Here is a 14960-nt window from a genome sequence, read left to right as displayed (position 1 = left end):
AAAGCGGCTATTTAATAAGTTTTAGCGAAGAAGCTAGGAGTGGCGATTTGCTGCCAAGAAACGGTCTAGCACATTTGCAAATGCCTGCCGTTCCTTTTGTGACAATGGGGGCGGCCCGGACGTTTGGACGCCACTTGCTCGCATCGTATCCATGAAGTCGCGAATATTGAGTCGCGACCTGATGTTCTCACGGGTGAGTTGTTCACCTCGAGGAGTAACCACTTCAGCACCTTTTGCGATAACCTCATCGGCAAGGGGGATGTCTGAGGTGACAACCAGATCTCCGGCACCGACACGTTGAACAATCTCGTTATCGGCGATATCAAAGCCTTTTTCAACCTGAAGACGCTTAAGCCAGGGGGAAGGAGGAACTTTGATACCGTGATTAGCCACAAAGGTGGCCGTTGTCTGGGTGCGCGGCGCGGCCTTAAACAGAATTTCTTTAATTGCTACCGGACATGCGTCGGCGTCTACCCAAATCGCTACTGCCATTAAGGAAAAACCTTTTCTATTTCTTCAATTACGTTTCTACCGCGCTTGATGAATATCTTTTCGCTACCCTGAAATGCCGGGATGGACTTAATGGCTGCATTGGCTTCAGAAAAAGTACTGAACCTGTCATTAAACAGCACAACAAACCAGTTCCCACCGTAACGGTTGGTGCGATAAATCCAGATAAAGCTTTCCATTGAATTGTCTTCAATGAACTCCTGCATCAGCGCTTCATCTTTTAAGCCAGCAAGCTGAATGATGTAGTCGTCTGGGTTAATGTTATTTACTAACTCCCAGTTATCATAATTAGGGCTACTCGCTGCGATGCTCTTCATTGAACTATCGCGGGATTGAATAACTTCACGAGTGGGCTCGTTGCGCGCTTCTTCCTGGGTTTGAGTAACAGGGGGTTGTGTAACGATAGGTTGCGCGGGTTCTGTCTTAGCTACCTGCACGGGCTCCGGTTGTGACGGCGTTATCGCTGGCGTCTCTAAATCAGCCTCTTCAGGGCTTGGCTCTGCATCCGCTAATTCCGCTGCATTAGGCGCTTCTGCTACTGGTTCCTCTGCTGGCACTTCTTCAACAGGGGCTTCGACAACCGGCTCTCTGTATGAATTCGTCTGCCCAGACAGCGCAGCGGCGACGGCGGCTCGTGATTCAGAGTTTCGACGACTCAAAGGCAGCTCTTCTATTTGAGAGGCTGTGAATTGTTCACGAGGTTCGCGACTTCCCGATGTAGACGCGGATGTACCGTTTGATGTGCTGTTATTCGTTCCGGTAATCAAATTGTCGAAACCTGAAGCGGCCATCGGTTCTTCGGGAACCGTGCTGGTTGCTCGGGTTTGTGCATTGTTTACCACGTCTTTATCATCGACGTTACCTGAGCGAGCTTCTGGATCGGCGCTAACATCTTCAATAAAGCTCAGCAGGTCTTCACTTTCTGTTTCTGCAGACTCAGCTGGCTGTGCGCTGTCGTTGTCATCAATAGACGCTACTGCATCGTCCCAGGAAACCACAGGCTGATCAGAAGCGGGTGTTCCCTCTGCTTCTTCATTGGCTAATTCGTTAAATGCAGAGCCTGGTTTAACCGCGGTAGTATACGGTGGTCGATTCTGGTCAATCGGCGAAAATAGGGCGTCAATATCGTCTCTGTATTGCCAGTAAACGATTGCAATGAAAATGGATAAAAGTAACAGGATCATCAGTGTGATAAATAACGGCTTTTTAAGCAGACTTGTACTCTGCGTTTCCATGTATCCATCGTAGCCATCCCGTTTAGCTACATGCTCGTGAAAAGCCTTACGTCGGTTCTCAATCATCTTATCTAACTCTGAGCCAGGTTGTTGAGTTGCCACTGATTGACTACTTATAAGCAGAGGCGTATCTGTGTTTTTCGCTGGCAGCCATTTCTTAGCGCGTTCCGCCCATGAAGACTCACCAAACAATAATACGTTAAGGTGCTGCTTGTTACCTGCAAAGCGACTTTGAAGCACAAGATCCCATAACTCCTGCAAGAGGGAGTCAGGAATATACTCGGCCTGGGTGATAGTGATTAGAATTGGCCCAACGTGTTCATTGAGACCAGCCAGTAACTCGTTCAGAGGCCTGGTGTAACTACCAACCAGCGTGCCAAGAAGCTGTCTGCACAACTGTCTGCGGTAGTCGGCGAGTTCCATAATGGGATCTGCGGTGACATACGCAATTTCAGTTTCGTCATGTTGCTGGAATACAAATGATTCCAGCGTTTTCTTCTGCTGCGCGGCAGAGTCGCCACTGACAAAAATGAGTTGTGAAGAATAGTTGACCAGATATTCCAGTCGTTCATGCAATTCAGATTGCACTTTTATGCCCTCAGCTGATTACAAGTGTGCGCACTTAACGACACGGAAACAAATTGGAATAGTTTCGATAATGCCGTCAGCTTAGCTGAGAATGTCGGTTAGAATCTCATCGCTGACGTCTTTCGTCACTACAGCGTGGCCAATACCCTGGGGAATGACAAAGCGAATATTCCCCGCCTCGACTTTTTTATCCCGACGCATATGTTTCATATACGCGTCTTTGTCCATGGTGTCAGGACCATCGACAGGTAAGTCAAATGCAGAAAACAATGCAGTGACCTGTCGGCTTTCTGACGCATCCATCCAGTTAAGTGCTTGTGCAGCTTTGCACGCAATTACTGTACCAGCCGCTACTGCTTCACCGTGTAACCAATTTCCGTATCCCTGTTCTGCTTCGATGGCGTGACCGAACGTATGACCTAGATTGAGTATGGCACGTAATCCGCCTTCTCGCTCGTCCTTAGCCACCACGTCGGCTTTAATCTCGCAACAGCGAAAAATAGCTTCGCTCAGGGTTTTTGTTTCCAGTGTTTTAAGCTTATCGGCATGATCCTCCAACCACTTGAAGAATTTTTTATCATAAATGATGCCGTACTTAATCACTTCCGCCATGCCGGCAGCAAATTCTCTGGCTGGCAGGGTAGCCTGGGTGTCAGTATCAATAGCAACAAAAACAGGCTGATAGAATGCACCAATCATGTTTTTGCCAAGAGGGTGGTTAACCGCTGTTTTCCCGCCAACGGAGGAATCAACCTGAGACAGCAGGGTAGTGGGCACCTGAATGAACGGCACACCACGCTGGTATGAGGCCGCTGCAAAACCACATAAATCACCAATTACACCGCCGCCCAAAGCAATGAGGGTAGTATCGCGGGCAGCATTCATTTCCAGCAGGCGGGTCATGATAACGCCGAACTGTTCTAGAGATTTATGCTTTTCGCCATCGGGGATGATGATGGTTTCAATTTGCACATCGCCGCAGGCCGCTTTGGCTTTATCAAGATAGAGCGGTGCAACCACGTCATTGGTGACAATAACGGCAAGTGGGCCTTTGATGTAAGGAGAGAGAACGGCAGGTTTAGAAAGTAAACCTGCTTCTATATGAATGGGGTAGCTACGATCTCCGAGCTCTACAGTTAACATCGACATCACGCAGCTCCCTATTTTTCACAGATAGATTTTATAGTCCGATTTTACTGATAATCTGATTCGCAACGGCGCGAGCAGATTGATCATCGGTATCAACAATATAGTCAGCAACCTCTTCGTACAGAGGGTTGCGCTCATCCGCCAGATTACGCAGGATTTGCTCAGGATCACCTTTTTGCAGTAAAGGACGACGTTTGTCGCGCTGAGTCCGAGCTACTTGTTTGTCGATGGTGGTTTGCAGATAAACTACAATACCCCGTGCAGATAAACGGTTACGTACAGCTTTGTTCGTTACAGAGCCACCGCCCGTCGCCAACACGATACCTTGTTTGTCCGTAAGATCGTTTATGACGTTTTCTTCGCGCTTGCGGAAACCTTCTTCACCTTCCAGGTCAAAAATCCATGTGATATCTGCACCAGTGCGGCGCTCGATTTCCTGGTCGGAGTCAAAAAAATCTAGGTGAAGTTCGTCTGCAAGGTGTCTGCCGATGGTGCTTTTACCAGCACCCATGGGGCCAATTAAAAAGATATTACGTTTTTCAGCCATATTTGCTTATATCACAACTTTTATTCTGTTTGGGGCAGCGGTATTACCTGCCATGCTACCCATTCACTTGTACCCGTTCACTTCGCCAACAGATACAACTCTTGAACCTCGCTTTAATTTCGAGAGCGGGATTATCTCAGTTTACGGCGTCGGGATGCAAGTTTTGTTGCACTTTTAATCGATAGACTTTGAAATCAGCGCGTTAGCGCCGAAAACAACAACGTCAGGTTCGCGTACGAACCTGACGTGCATGAGAAGTCGGGGATTTATTAAAGTGATTCCGCCACAATTTTAGGTGTTACAAAAATCAATAACTCTCGCTTCTGATAGATAGAAGCATTGCGCTTGAACAGATTTCCCACCACGGGCAGGTCGCCGAACAAGGGTACTTTAGATACGTCGGACGTACTGGTTTGCTGGAAAATACCACCAAGCACCACGGTTTCTCCATTATCGACTAACACCTGAGTCTTTATTTCCTGGGTATCGATAGCGACAGCCGGGCCGGTGGAGGTGTCTACCGTTTCCCCACGGGTATCTTGCGTTACCACTAGATCCAGAATGATGCGATTATCCGGTGTAATATGCGGGGTGACTTTCAGACTTAACACCGCTTTCTTAAATTCCACCGAGGTTGCGCCACTCGATGCAGCCTGAACGTAAGGAATTTCTGTACCTTGCTCGATATACGCTTCGTGTTGGTTGGCAACCGTAATGCGCGGACTCGCAATAATCTCCCCTTTGTTTTCAGATTCCAGCGCAGATAGTTCGAGGTCGAGAATATTTCCATCGACTAAATCGGCGATCTGAAAGCCAATACGTGCCGCGTTGTCACTCGACACAGGCAGGTTTACGTTCATGCGATTGGCGATAGTAGGCAGTACTCCGCTTGCTGCAGAATCTGCACCTTCAATGGAGCCGGAAACCGCGCCATCGCTGGTTGTACTGGTGAAGCCCCAGCGTACACCCAAGGCTTCGTCTACGTTATCTCGCACTGTTACCATGCGTGATTCAATTAAAACCTGCTTAACCGGAATATCCAGCGCGTTCACCACTTCACGGGCTTCATCGATAGATGCCTGATTATCTTTTAACAACAAGGTATTGGTTCGGTCGTCTACTGTTACGGAGCCGCGTTCGGAAAGAATGCCGCCATCTGCGGATTTCAGAATTTGCGCGAGGCTTTCAGCTTTCGCGTAATTAACGGTGATGTTGGCTGTCGTTAACGGCGCGAGGTCTTTCACTTGCTTGCTCGACTGCAACTGTGCGGTCTCACGGGCAGTCAGTTCTTCTGCTGGGGCGACCAGCAGAATATTGCCTTCCATGCGCTTATCCAGGCCTTTGATTTTTAGAATCATTGCCAGCGCCTGATCCCAAGGCACGCCTTCAAGACGAATAGTGACATTGCCGGTAACCGTATCGGTAGTCACCAGGTTAAAGCCGTTGGTTTGGGCGATAATTTGCAATACCTGACGAACAGGTACGTCCTGGAAGTCCAAAGAAATAGGCTTGCCTGAGTATTCTGGGTCTTTATCCAGCTCCGCAAGCTCTTCTTCAGTCATTGGCTGAATTTCGATGCGAAGGGTATTGCCTTGCTTGCGATGGCGAGCTAATACCGTGCCCTGATAGCTAATCACCAGGCTGGCGCTATCGGCATCCTGAAAGGTTTCAATAGACTGTACTTCAGTACCAAACTGAACAACATCTAATTCAACCAGCTGATTGTCGCCTAATTCGGTTTTAGGCAAGGTGATAGTGAGCTTTCCCTGCGCTTCAAGTAATTGAGGGGAAAACTTATCGTTATCGAATTCGATGGTGGTTACCGCTAAATTACCGGCTTCACGAGAGAAATCGATATTATTCAGCGTAGATGTGAATATTCTTTCTGCTTCAGCATAAGGATCGAGCAGCACAGTTTCCTGTTCCTGAGCCATCACTGGCGCCGACAGCATTTTAAGCATTACCAGGGCAATCGCAGAGCTACCCAGCCACAACGATTTGTGGTTCCGACCAAGGCGTGTTTTATTGAAAATGTAACGCTCAGACATTGTTATTATCTCCTGCTGACGAGCTCATCGACAGCGTGGTTTTTTCTCGTTGCCAGCATCCCGTTCCGTCGGGTAGCAGTTGTTCAATATTGATAGATTCGTCGTTGATTGACGTTATTTTTCCGAAAAACAGTCCTAAATGGCTGCCAACACGGCCCTTTAACAGATTGCCTTCGTTAGTCTTGAACAATACCCAGCGTATACCCTGGGTAGAAAATGTGCCAGATAACGTCAGAGAATCAAGACCATACTTTTCCAACGGTTCTTTCTTGCGCTCAAAATCAGGTTGCAAACAATTATTTTTGGTTGTCTGCACCACCGGGGAGCTTCTATCTACCGGACGAGCAAACGGGCTTCTGAATGAAGATGCGGTATATTCAAAGGCCGGTTGCTGCTTAAATTCCGGGTACGGTTCGACCACCGCGGTGGTCGTTGCTTTAACCTGTTGAGTATACGCTATTAAATCGTCAATTCTAGGGCTACATGCACTAACCAAGCCAAGCGAAAGTGTTAGAAAAATGACACGCTGTATCTTTCTATTCATGGCTGTTTCGCTCCTTCCTTGCCGGTCAGAGACGTGCGGTAGGTTTTTGCCTGCATTTGCAGGTTCAGACGGTCGCCCTCATGGGTAATTTCAAAATCGTGCAGGGTTACAATTCGCGGCAGATCGGCTATTTCAGACACGAACTCACCAAAATTGTGATAGCCACCAGATACTTCCACTTCAATGGGCAGTTCAGTGTAGAACTCTTTCGGGACTTCCTGCTGCCAGTTTAGAAGCTTAAATGTGAGCCCCGACGTGGTGCCAACATAGGTGATGTCGTCGAGTAATCCCGGTGTTTCATTGCTGGTAGGTAACGAGCGCAGCATCGACTTAAAGTCGTTTTCAATTTGCTTGAGCTGGGCAATGTAGGAGTTCAAATTCACCGCAATACGATATTTAGCCTGGAACTGACCTTTTAACTCCTGTTCTTCAATTTGCGCTCTTTCCAGAATAGGGAGTTTGGGTTTAACAATGAACCAATAGCTCAGCGCGCCAACCACAATGACGACGAATGCAACAACGACAATCTTGACTTCTTTAGACCAGATGGCGACCTGTTCGAAATCCAGCTCGTTGAGTTCTTTTAATTTACTGACATCAAAACTCATTTTGCGTCTCCGCTTTTAGGCTGCTGAATCACCGGCGCAACTTTAGGACTGATGGTAAATTTAAGGGTGAAATCGCTTACTGCGTCTGTGGCTGAGGTATCAGCCTTAATCGACGACAGCTCACCGCCGGTGAATACCGCCGAGTTTTCAAGGCGGCGCATAAAATCAGATAACCGGTTATTTGAGTCGCTGAGCCCCTGAATTTCAATATTATTGCCGCGCCGCTTCATTGTTCTGAAAGACACGCCCGCCGGTACTAATCTGGCAAGTTCATCGAACACCGAGGGGGCAATGTTGCGGCTAATTTGCAGTTGTTCAATAAGCGCCATACGTTGCTCAATGGCTTTTTTACTTTCTTTGATTCTTTGGATTTCTGCTATCTGATTATTGAGAACATTAATTTCTTGTTTAAGATAGTTGTTGCGGGAGTTCTGGTTGTTAATTTGAATATCAATGATTTGTCCCACGGTCCAAAACACTGCGCCAACAAACGCGGCGATACACGCGGTAACAATAATGTAGTGCTGCTTTTGCTGCTGGCGAAGCTTTTCACGCCACGGCAGAAAGTTTATATGTGCCATTCAGTGAAGCTCCGACTGGCTAAACCTGCAGCTGTTACTAACTGTGGAGCCAATTTCATTAAGCGCTCCTGATCGAGCTTAGGATTAATTGTCATACCGTCAAAAGGATTGAAAACTTCAACGTCCATTCCCAGGTCTTGACGTAGGCCATCAACCAGTTCCGGAATGGTTGCACCACCACCCGATAAAACAATTTTTTCTGGTCTCTGCGCATGCAGTGTTGAAACGTACATTTGTATTGCACGGAGGATTTGCTGTTGTAGGTTCGCAACAAAAATCGGTAGGGTATCTTGTTGCCAGTTTCCCGGCAGTGAACCTTCCATTACCTGACGTTCTGCTTCGTCGGGCTCCAGCATATTAATGGCTGCAAGGTCCTGAATAAGCTGATTGGTGCCGAAGGCGTGCTCTTTGGTGTAAATCACTTCGCCATTCTGCCACACACAAAGCTGCAGCAACGAAGCGCCAAGATTAATACAGCACACGCGTTCCTCTTCAGATTCCAGCGGATGAAAGTAAAACAACGCGTTACTGAGCGCGTAGACTTCCATATCGACCACTTTCGGCTCGTATGGAATTTCTCTTACCAGAGTAATTCGACTGTCTACTAGATCTTTATGTGCAGCAGTTAACAGTACGCTGTCTTTGCCTGCATGCGTTGGGCTTGGGCCGAGTACTTCAAAGTCTAGATAAACTTCTTCTAACGGGTAAGGGATAAGGCTATCGGCTTCGATTTCGATTTGGCCTTCTAACTCGAAGTCACTTTGTTCTGGGTCCATGGGCACGACTTTGCTGATCACCGAGGAACCCGCAACAGCGATGGAAACAGACTTAACTTTTGTCTTTAATGCTTTCTTTATTTTCTTAAGCGCCAGACTCACCGCGTCGAAGTCTTTAATCTCTCGTTCGTTAAATGCACGTTTATTAATCGATTCGCACGCAAAAGCCTGCAACATAAAGCCCTTGGCCGTGCGTTCAATTAACACCGCTTTTATTTGACGAGTGCCTATGTCAAGGCCCACAATAGGTGGCAGCTTTTTCTTAAACAGCGATTTCATTTGCTGGCGTCCGAAATTTCAAAATTAATGCTTTAAAATAGAATGTAACGCAAAATATTTAATCTGTATGGTTCTCACACAGGTACATAGGTATAAATTTTTGACATCAATCGGCGTAACACTCTTGGTAATGTAAACTTCGTGAAGTATATCAAAACCCTATTTATTTTAGCCCTGATAGGCGGCACGCTAGGCGTGGCGGCACTTGCAGGCATTTATTTTTATATCAAACCTGACCTGCCGAGTGTTACTGTCCTCAAGGACGTTCGTCTGCAGACACCTATGAGAATTTATACCTATGACGGTAAATTAATTTCTCAGTATGGAGTTAAACGGCGGATCCCAGTAAAACTTGAGGATGTACCCGAAAAACTCATTCAGGCGGTCATTGCTACCGAAGACAGCCGTTTTTACGAACATTACGGAATTGACCCCATTGGTGTCGCCCGTGCTGCTGTAAATTTGGTGCTTACCGGAGAGAAGCAGCAGGGCGCCAGTACGCTCACTATGCAGCTCGCAAGGGGCTTCTTCCTTACCCGCGACAAAACCTTTATTCGTAAAATTAAAGAAATATTCATTGCCATCCACATGGAGCAAGTGCTCACAAAAGATGAAATCCTCGAGCTTTATCTGAATCGGGTTGAATTAGGCCACCGTGCATTTGGTTTCGGTGCCGCCGCTCAGGTGTATTATGGTAAAAACTTAAAACAATTAAGTTTAGCGCAAATCGCCACCATTGCCGGTTTACCGCAGGCACCTTCAGTACTCAACCCAGTGAGTCGCCCAGAACGCTCTGTGGAACGCCGTCGCATTGTTCTGCTGCGTATGCTGGATGAAGAGTTTATTTCTCAGGCAGAATTCAATGAGGCCGCCAGCCAGCCGGTGACCGCTCGTAAACATGGTGCAGAAATCGATCTGGATGCCCCTTATCTGGCAGACCTTATCTACAACGAAATGGTTGAAATTTACGGTAAGGAAGAGGCAGAAACTGGGGGGTATCAAGTTTATGCGACGGCGCCTGCCGATACGCAATTAGCCGCGCAAGAAGCAGTAATACGCAATCTTCACGATTATGACGAACGTCATGGCTATCGCGGCCCGATAACCTGGCTTTGGGGTAAACCGGAAGCCGATGAAGACGACGAGCATGTGGAAGTAAGCGAGAATGCGCCCACTGACGAAAACAAGCTGTGGACGCCGGATGAAATTAAGCAGGCACTGGATGCCATTCCTCATTTTCATCCGCTGGTTCCAGCGGTTGTCACTCAGGTATTCGACCCACCTACGCCGGAATCAGAACTGGAGCCTTCGATAACCGTTACCGACTTAAATGGCGTTGAGCGGGTAATCGAATGGGAAGGCCTGGACTGGGCTCGCCCTTACATCACCGATTCACGTCAAGGTGATGACCCCAAAACTGCGTCGGATATCGTCACCCCGGGTGCGGTAATTTATATCCGATTACAGGAAGACAAATGGCGCATTGCTCAAATACCTACAGTAAGTGGCGCACTGGTTGCGCTTAATCCTCACAACGGTGCCGTGCAGGCAGTAGTGGGTGGATATAGTTTTTACCAAAGCCAGTTCAATCGTGCTACCCAGGCTAAGCGTCAGGTTGGCTCTAACATCAAGCCGTTTATTTATTCTGCCGCCATCGAGAGCGGTTACACACTGGCTTCGGTTATCAACGACGCACCGATCAATCAGTGGGATGCTTCCACCGGTGTTGCCTGGCGTCCTCAGAATTCACCCGCGGAATACGATGGCCCAATTCGAATGCGTGTGGCGCTGGGTAAATCAAAGAACGTGGTGTCAGTGCGCTTACTGCGTGGTGTGGGTCTGCAACAAGCCCGAGAACATATTGCCAAGTTTGGTTTCCAACTGGATGAAGTGCCAAACGATGAAACCGTCTCGCTGGGTTCCGGCTCCCATACCCCATTGGAAGTAGTACGGGGAATGTCGGTAATTGCGAACGGCGGCTATCTGGTTACCCCTCATTTCATCGACCGTGTGCTAAATGAACAGGGCGAAAACCTCTGGCAGGCAACGCCTAAGTGGGCCTGTAATCCTTGCACCGAGGATGGTGAACAAAGTCGTGATGGCGAGGAACAAAACCTTGAAGCCATGCTGGAAGCCCAGCTTAACGCTGATGCAGGTTTAGGGGGCGCGGTGCAGCTCAGTGAAGCCGGCAGTAAAGTGAAACCGTCTGCGCCTCAGGTTATTAGTTCGCAAAACGCGTTTTTGGTAGCCGATATGATGCGTACTGGTGTGCGTGCCAACGGCAGCTGGAACAAGAAAACGTACTGGATGGGTACAGGGTGGCGGGCAAGAAATATTCTGCAGCGTGACGATTTAGCCGGGAAAACCGGTACCACTAACGATGCGCGGGATACCTGGTTTAGTGGTTTCCACCGCGACATCATCGCCACCGCCTGGGTGGGTTTTGACGACATGAACCGAAACCTTGGCCGTGCCACCCGTAACCAGAATTTGATAAATCGCAATCCAGAGAAGTTTAACTGGCTGGGTAACGCAATGATTGGTGGCGAAGATGGTGCTAAGGCTGCGCAGCCAACATGGATACGATTTATGCAGCATATGCTTGATGGCGTACCTGAAGAACCCATGGCCATTCCTGATGGAGTGGTCCGCGTTCGTATAGATCGTACCACTGGGAAGTTGACCAGAAGGACAGACCATACGACACTATTCGAATATTTTGCGCAGGGCACAGAACCGAAGGTGTATGTGCTTGACGATGAAATTGTCGATCCTGCTCAGGATGAAGAGAATACCGCGCCCACCCCGGAAGATATCTTTTAGGCGAGAAGATAGGGGCGGGCAACAATCCAAAAAACTATAAATCGGATAAGCAATGTCAGACGATTCCAACCGATATTTATATATCCCTCACTCTGGCCCTTCATTGCTGGAAACGCCGCTGCTGAATAAAGGCAGCGCGTTTACAGCCCGTGAGCGGGCTTCGTTTAACCTGACCGGATTATTACCGCCACGATACGAGTCTATAGATGAGCAAGTTGAAAGAGCCTTTATGCAATACAGCTCTTTTAGCGATGCACTGAATAAGCACATCTATCTGCGCGCTATCCAGGACAACAATGAAACCTTGTTCTATCGCCTGATCCAGTCGCATATTGAAGAAATGATGCCTATCATCTACACCCCTACAGTAGGTGATGCTTGCGAACAGTTCTCCGATATTTACCGCAGTTCCCGAGGCTTGTTTGTCTCTTGGGAAGAGCGCCACCAACTCGATGATATCGTGCGCAATGCAACCAAGCGTAAGGTGAAAGTTATCGTGGTAACCGATGGTGAACGTATCCTCGGCCTGGGCGACCAGGGTATTGGCGGTATGGGTATTCCTATCGGTAAGCTGTCGCTGTATACCGCCTGTGGTGGTATTAGCCCGGCGTATACATTGCCCGTGATGCTGGATGTTGGCACCAACAACGAAAAACTGCTGAACGACCCAATGTATATGGGCGCACGTCACCCGCGTATTGGCCAGGAAGAGTATGACGAGTTTGTCGACATGTTCATTAAAGCCGTCAAACGTCGCTGGCCGGAAGTGATGATTCAGTTTGAAGACTTCGCGCAACCCAATGCCATGCCATTACTTAAACGCTACCGCAACGAAATCTGCTGCTTCAACGATGATATCCAGGGAACCGCGGCGGTCACGCTGGGTACCATTCTGGCGGCATGTCGCACAACGGAACGTAAGCTCTCGGAGATGAAAGTGGTGTTTGTTGGCGCCGGTTCTGCGGGTTGTGGTATTGCCGAAATGCTGATTCAACAGATGGTGTCGGAAGGCTTGTCTGACGAACAGGCACGCCGCCAGGTGTTCATGATTGACCGCTTTGGTCTTATAACGGAAGGCATGGAAGGCTTACGTGACTTCCAGCAGAAGCTACAGCATTCTCAGTCGGATATCGCTGACTGGAAATTCTCAGGTCAGTATCCTTCACTGCTGGATGTGATGCACTGTGCACAACCTGATGTACTGATTGGTGTATCCGGTCAGCCGGGTCTGTTCACCGAGCAGGTTATCCGCGCCATGAAGAGTCACTGTGACTTGCCCATCATCTTCCCGCTGAGTAACCCGTCCAGACAGGTTGAGGCCCGTCCTGAGCAGGTGATCGAGTGGACCGATGGCGAAGTGGTAATTGCCACGGGCAGTCCGTTCAAGCCGGTGGAATATAAGGGCAAAATCTATCCAATAGCCCAGTGTAACAACAGCTATATCTTCCCGGGCATTGGCCTTGGCGTGTTGGCTAGTAAAGCCAAGCTTATCAGCGATGAGATGCTGATGGCCGCCAGTAACGCGCTGGCTTCGGCATCACCCATCGCAAACACCGGTGAAGGTTCATTACTTCCGCCACTCACTGCTATTTCGGGACTCAGTAAAGAGATTGCCTTTGCGGTGGCCAAGGTCGCGATGAAACAGGATCTGGCATTAGAAATTTCTGATGACGTGCTGATCAAAAAGATCGAAGACAACTTCTGGGAAGCGGAATATCGTCCGTACAAACGTACCAGTATCTAATTGTCTTACCGAATTGGAAGCCGTGCACTGCACGGCTTTTTTTGTCCCGAATATTGCCATGTCGTTAATTAGTGACAAAGTCACTGCATCACAATTTTCGTAAGTCTTTGATTTGAAGATTTATCCTGCCTGTAAATCCACCAGTCTTTTAAAATTCCAGTCTGATTCGTTGAAGAAATCACCGCCGCGCATTGTTATTCGTCTGTTGATTCAGTTTTCAGGAAAAACTGTCGGCAGTTCGCAACAAGAATGAAAGCGAAATCTAACTTACTAATCTCGATTATTAATTAAGGTGTTGTTTTATTAGAAAAATAATCAACTGGCACAACCCTTGATATAAGCACTTGTAGTATGTGTTGATGGAAGCACATAAGTAATAGCCGCTTAGATTGTTTACTTTTAAGCGTCGACCACGGACCACCTCAACGGAGATGATGATGAAAGCAACCCTGCCTATCAAGGCCACGACAATTCAAAGCCGAATTACTAAGGGCATACGACGTTGCCGAGTACCAGCAGTACTACTTTCATCCTCCCTGTTAATTGCAGCGTGCGGGGGCGGTGGTGGCAGCAGCGACACCACGGCGAATGATACTGAAGAGTTCGTTACAAACTTCACGCTTAACGTGTCCGACGCGCCAGTAGATTTTGCCCGTGAAGTCATTGTGTATTTCGATACCGTAGAGTTGATTGGCGATGGCGAGCCAGTGGTGATTGATGTTACCGAAGAAGACGGATTGCCCTTAGAGGTCGACCTGTTACAACTGCAAGGCACGGCATACAAATCGATTATCGATGGTATAGACATTCCTTCTGGCGTGTATACGCAGGTGCGGATCCCGATTTTGGAACAAAGTTACGTAGTAATGCAGGATGGCACGTACCCGCTTTCTGTTCCAAGTGGTGAAGTGAAGCTGGATGGATTCACGGCAGAGGTTAATGAGCAACAAACGTTTACCGTTGAATTCGATTTGCGTAAGAGCTTGGTGAATCCGGTAGGCCAGGAAGAAGTATTTCTTAAACCTCGTGGTATTCGTTTGGTGGATAACAGTGAAGCCGGCAGTGTTGAAGGTAAAGTTGATATAGGCGTAGTCACTCATCCTGATTGTGCAGTTAAGACAGACTACACCCAGGGCAATGCGGTTTATGTGTTTGAAGGCATTGGCCTTGACCCAGATTCCTTAGGCGATGACGCCGACCCCAGTGCGACTGATACTGAATTTCGTCCTATCGCCACGGCTACCGTAAACGCCGATGAAACATCGGACGAGATGACCTATGGCGTAGGTTACCTCGAAGCGGGTGATTACACCCTGGCACTTACTTGCCTGGCGAATTTTGATGATCCGGAAGCCGACGATGGCTACGATTTTACGTTTTTAACTGTTAAAGAAGTCAGTGTTGCTGCTAACGAAGTAGTTACCGTCAACTTTGACAATTGAGCCTGTTTGCGGGCAAAGGAGTGTCCGCTCTTTTCTTCCCTTTTAGCGCAGCGATGTCTCTTAGTGTAATTGCACTCCTCAGACAC

12 protein-coding genes are annotated in these 14960 nt (G+C 48.2%); 3 read left to right on the top strand and 9 right to left on the bottom strand.

Annotated features, from left to right (window positions below; all coding sequences use genetic code 11):
* Positions 1–33: 33 nt before the first annotated feature.
* From ACXAFQ_RS12140 to pilM, 9 genes are all read right to left on the bottom strand, one after another.
* The gene (locus ACXAFQ_RS12140) at positions 34–492 is read right to left on the bottom strand and encodes a YaiI/YqxD family protein (RefSeq protein WP_474822265.1); all 459 of its coding nucleotides are present in this window, start codon (positions 490–492) and stop codon (positions 34–36) included.
* Positions 492–2333 (bottom strand): SPOR domain-containing protein, encoded by a 1842-nt coding sequence (locus tag ACXAFQ_RS12135; protein ID WP_474822261.1) that lies wholly within the window; start codon positions 2331–2333, stop codon positions 492–494. Before ACXAFQ_RS12135 ends, ACXAFQ_RS12140 begins: the two co-directional genes overlap by 1 nt.
* 81 nt (positions 2334–2414) lie before the next feature.
* Positions 2415–3482 (bottom strand): 3-dehydroquinate synthase, encoded by a 1068-nt coding sequence (aroB, locus tag ACXAFQ_RS12130; RefSeq protein ID WP_474822257.1) that lies wholly within the window; start codon positions 3480–3482, stop codon positions 2415–2417.
* A gap of 31 nt (positions 3483–3513) precedes the next feature.
* Positions 3514–4029 carry a shikimate kinase AroK gene (gene aroK / locus ACXAFQ_RS12125; protein ID WP_070126518.1) on the bottom strand — a complete coding sequence of 172 codons (516 nt, stop codon included), beginning with the start codon at positions 4027–4029 and terminating at the stop codon, positions 3514–3516.
* Between the two features lie 269 nt (positions 4030–4298).
* A complete protein-coding gene (locus tag ACXAFQ_RS12120) occupies positions 4299–6077 on the bottom strand; it encodes a type IV pilus secretin PilQ (protein WP_474822254.1) in 1779 nt (592 codons plus the stop codon).
* Complete coding sequence (locus ACXAFQ_RS12115; RefSeq protein ID WP_474822250.1) at positions 6070–6621, bottom strand: pilus assembly protein PilP; 552 nt, start codon at positions 6619–6621, stop codon at positions 6070–6072. The genes ACXAFQ_RS12120 and ACXAFQ_RS12115 overlap by 8 nt, the downstream gene beginning before the upstream one ends.
* Positions 6618–7229, bottom strand: coding sequence for a type IV pilus inner membrane component PilO (locus tag ACXAFQ_RS12110; protein ID WP_070126521.1), 612 nt, complete (start codon positions 7227–7229; stop codon positions 6618–6620). Before ACXAFQ_RS12110 ends, ACXAFQ_RS12115 begins: the two co-directional genes overlap by 4 nt.
* Positions 7226–7810 carry a PilN domain-containing protein gene (locus tag ACXAFQ_RS12105; RefSeq protein WP_474822245.1) on the bottom strand — a complete coding sequence of 195 codons (585 nt, stop codon included), beginning with the start codon at positions 7808–7810 and terminating at the stop codon, positions 7226–7228. Before ACXAFQ_RS12105 ends, ACXAFQ_RS12110 begins: the two co-directional genes overlap by 4 nt.
* Positions 7798–8865: a type IV pilus assembly protein PilM gene (gene pilM / locus ACXAFQ_RS12100; protein ID WP_474822240.1), complete on the bottom strand. Its 1068-nt coding sequence runs from the start codon at positions 8863–8865 to the stop codon at positions 7798–7800. The genes ACXAFQ_RS12105 and pilM overlap by 13 nt, the downstream gene beginning before the upstream one ends.
* Before the next feature lie 141 nt (positions 8866–9006).
* Between pilM and ACXAFQ_RS12095 the strand changes: the two genes are divergently transcribed.
* The 3 genes from ACXAFQ_RS12095 to ACXAFQ_RS12085 all read left to right on the top strand — a co-directional run bounded on the left by ACXAFQ_RS12095 (position 9007) and on the right by ACXAFQ_RS12085 (position 14874).
* Positions 9007–11688 carry a penicillin-binding protein 1A gene (locus ACXAFQ_RS12095; protein WP_474822236.1) on the top strand — a complete coding sequence of 894 codons (2682 nt, stop codon included), beginning with the start codon at positions 9007–9009 and terminating at the stop codon, positions 11686–11688.
* Between the two features lie 52 nt (positions 11689–11740).
* Positions 11741–13432 (top strand): NAD-dependent malic enzyme, encoded by a 1692-nt coding sequence (locus tag ACXAFQ_RS12090; protein ID WP_474822232.1) that lies wholly within the window; start codon positions 11741–11743, stop codon positions 13430–13432.
* 437 nt (positions 13433–13869) lie between these two features.
* Entirely contained in the window at positions 13870–14874 is a 1005-nt protein-coding gene (locus ACXAFQ_RS12085; RefSeq protein WP_474822228.1) for a DUF4382 domain-containing protein, read from the top strand.
* Positions 14875–14960: the final 86 nt, after the last annotated feature.

This window comes from Alteromonas sp. ABH2_165 (assembly GCF_056159945.1).
Note: the sequence above shows the minus strand (reverse complement) of the source record. Positions and strands in the feature narration are given on the sequence as shown.

Excerpts from the sequence above, each read along its gene's own strand:
- ACXAFQ_RS12140 (WP_474822265.1), bottom strand. The coding sequence starts at position 492 with ATGGCAGTAGCGATTTGGGTAGACGCCGACGCATGTCCGGTAGCAATT.
- aroB (WP_474822257.1), bottom strand. The coding sequence starts at position 3,482 with ATGTCGATGTTAACTGTAGAGCTCGGAGATCGTAGCTACCCCATTCAT.
- aroK (WP_070126518.1), bottom strand. The coding sequence starts at position 4,029 with ATGGCTGAAAAACGTAATATCTTTTTAATTGGCCCCATGGGTGCTGGT.
- ACXAFQ_RS12120 (WP_474822254.1), bottom strand. The coding sequence starts at position 6,077 with ATGTCTGAGCGTTACATTTTCAATAAAACACGCCTTGGTCGGAACCAC.
- ACXAFQ_RS12115 (WP_474822250.1), bottom strand. The coding sequence starts at position 6,621 with ATGAATAGAAAGATACAGCGTGTCATTTTTCTAACACTTTCGCTTGGC.
- ACXAFQ_RS12110 (WP_070126521.1), bottom strand. The coding sequence starts at position 7,229 with ATGAGTTTTGATGTCAGTAAATTAAAAGAACTCAACGAGCTGGATTTC.
- ACXAFQ_RS12105 (WP_474822245.1), bottom strand. The coding sequence starts at position 7,810 with ATGGCACATATAAACTTTCTGCCGTGGCGTGAAAAGCTTCGCCAGCAG.
- pilM (WP_474822240.1), bottom strand. The coding sequence starts at position 8,865 with ATGAAATCGCTGTTTAAGAAAAAGCTGCCACCTATTGTGGGCCTTGAC.
- ACXAFQ_RS12090 (WP_474822232.1), top strand. The coding sequence starts at position 11,741 with ATGTCAGACGATTCCAACCGATATTTATATATCCCTCACTCTGGCCCT.
- ACXAFQ_RS12085 (WP_474822228.1), top strand. The coding sequence starts at position 13,870 with ATGAAAGCAACCCTGCCTATCAAGGCCACGACAATTCAAAGCCGAATT.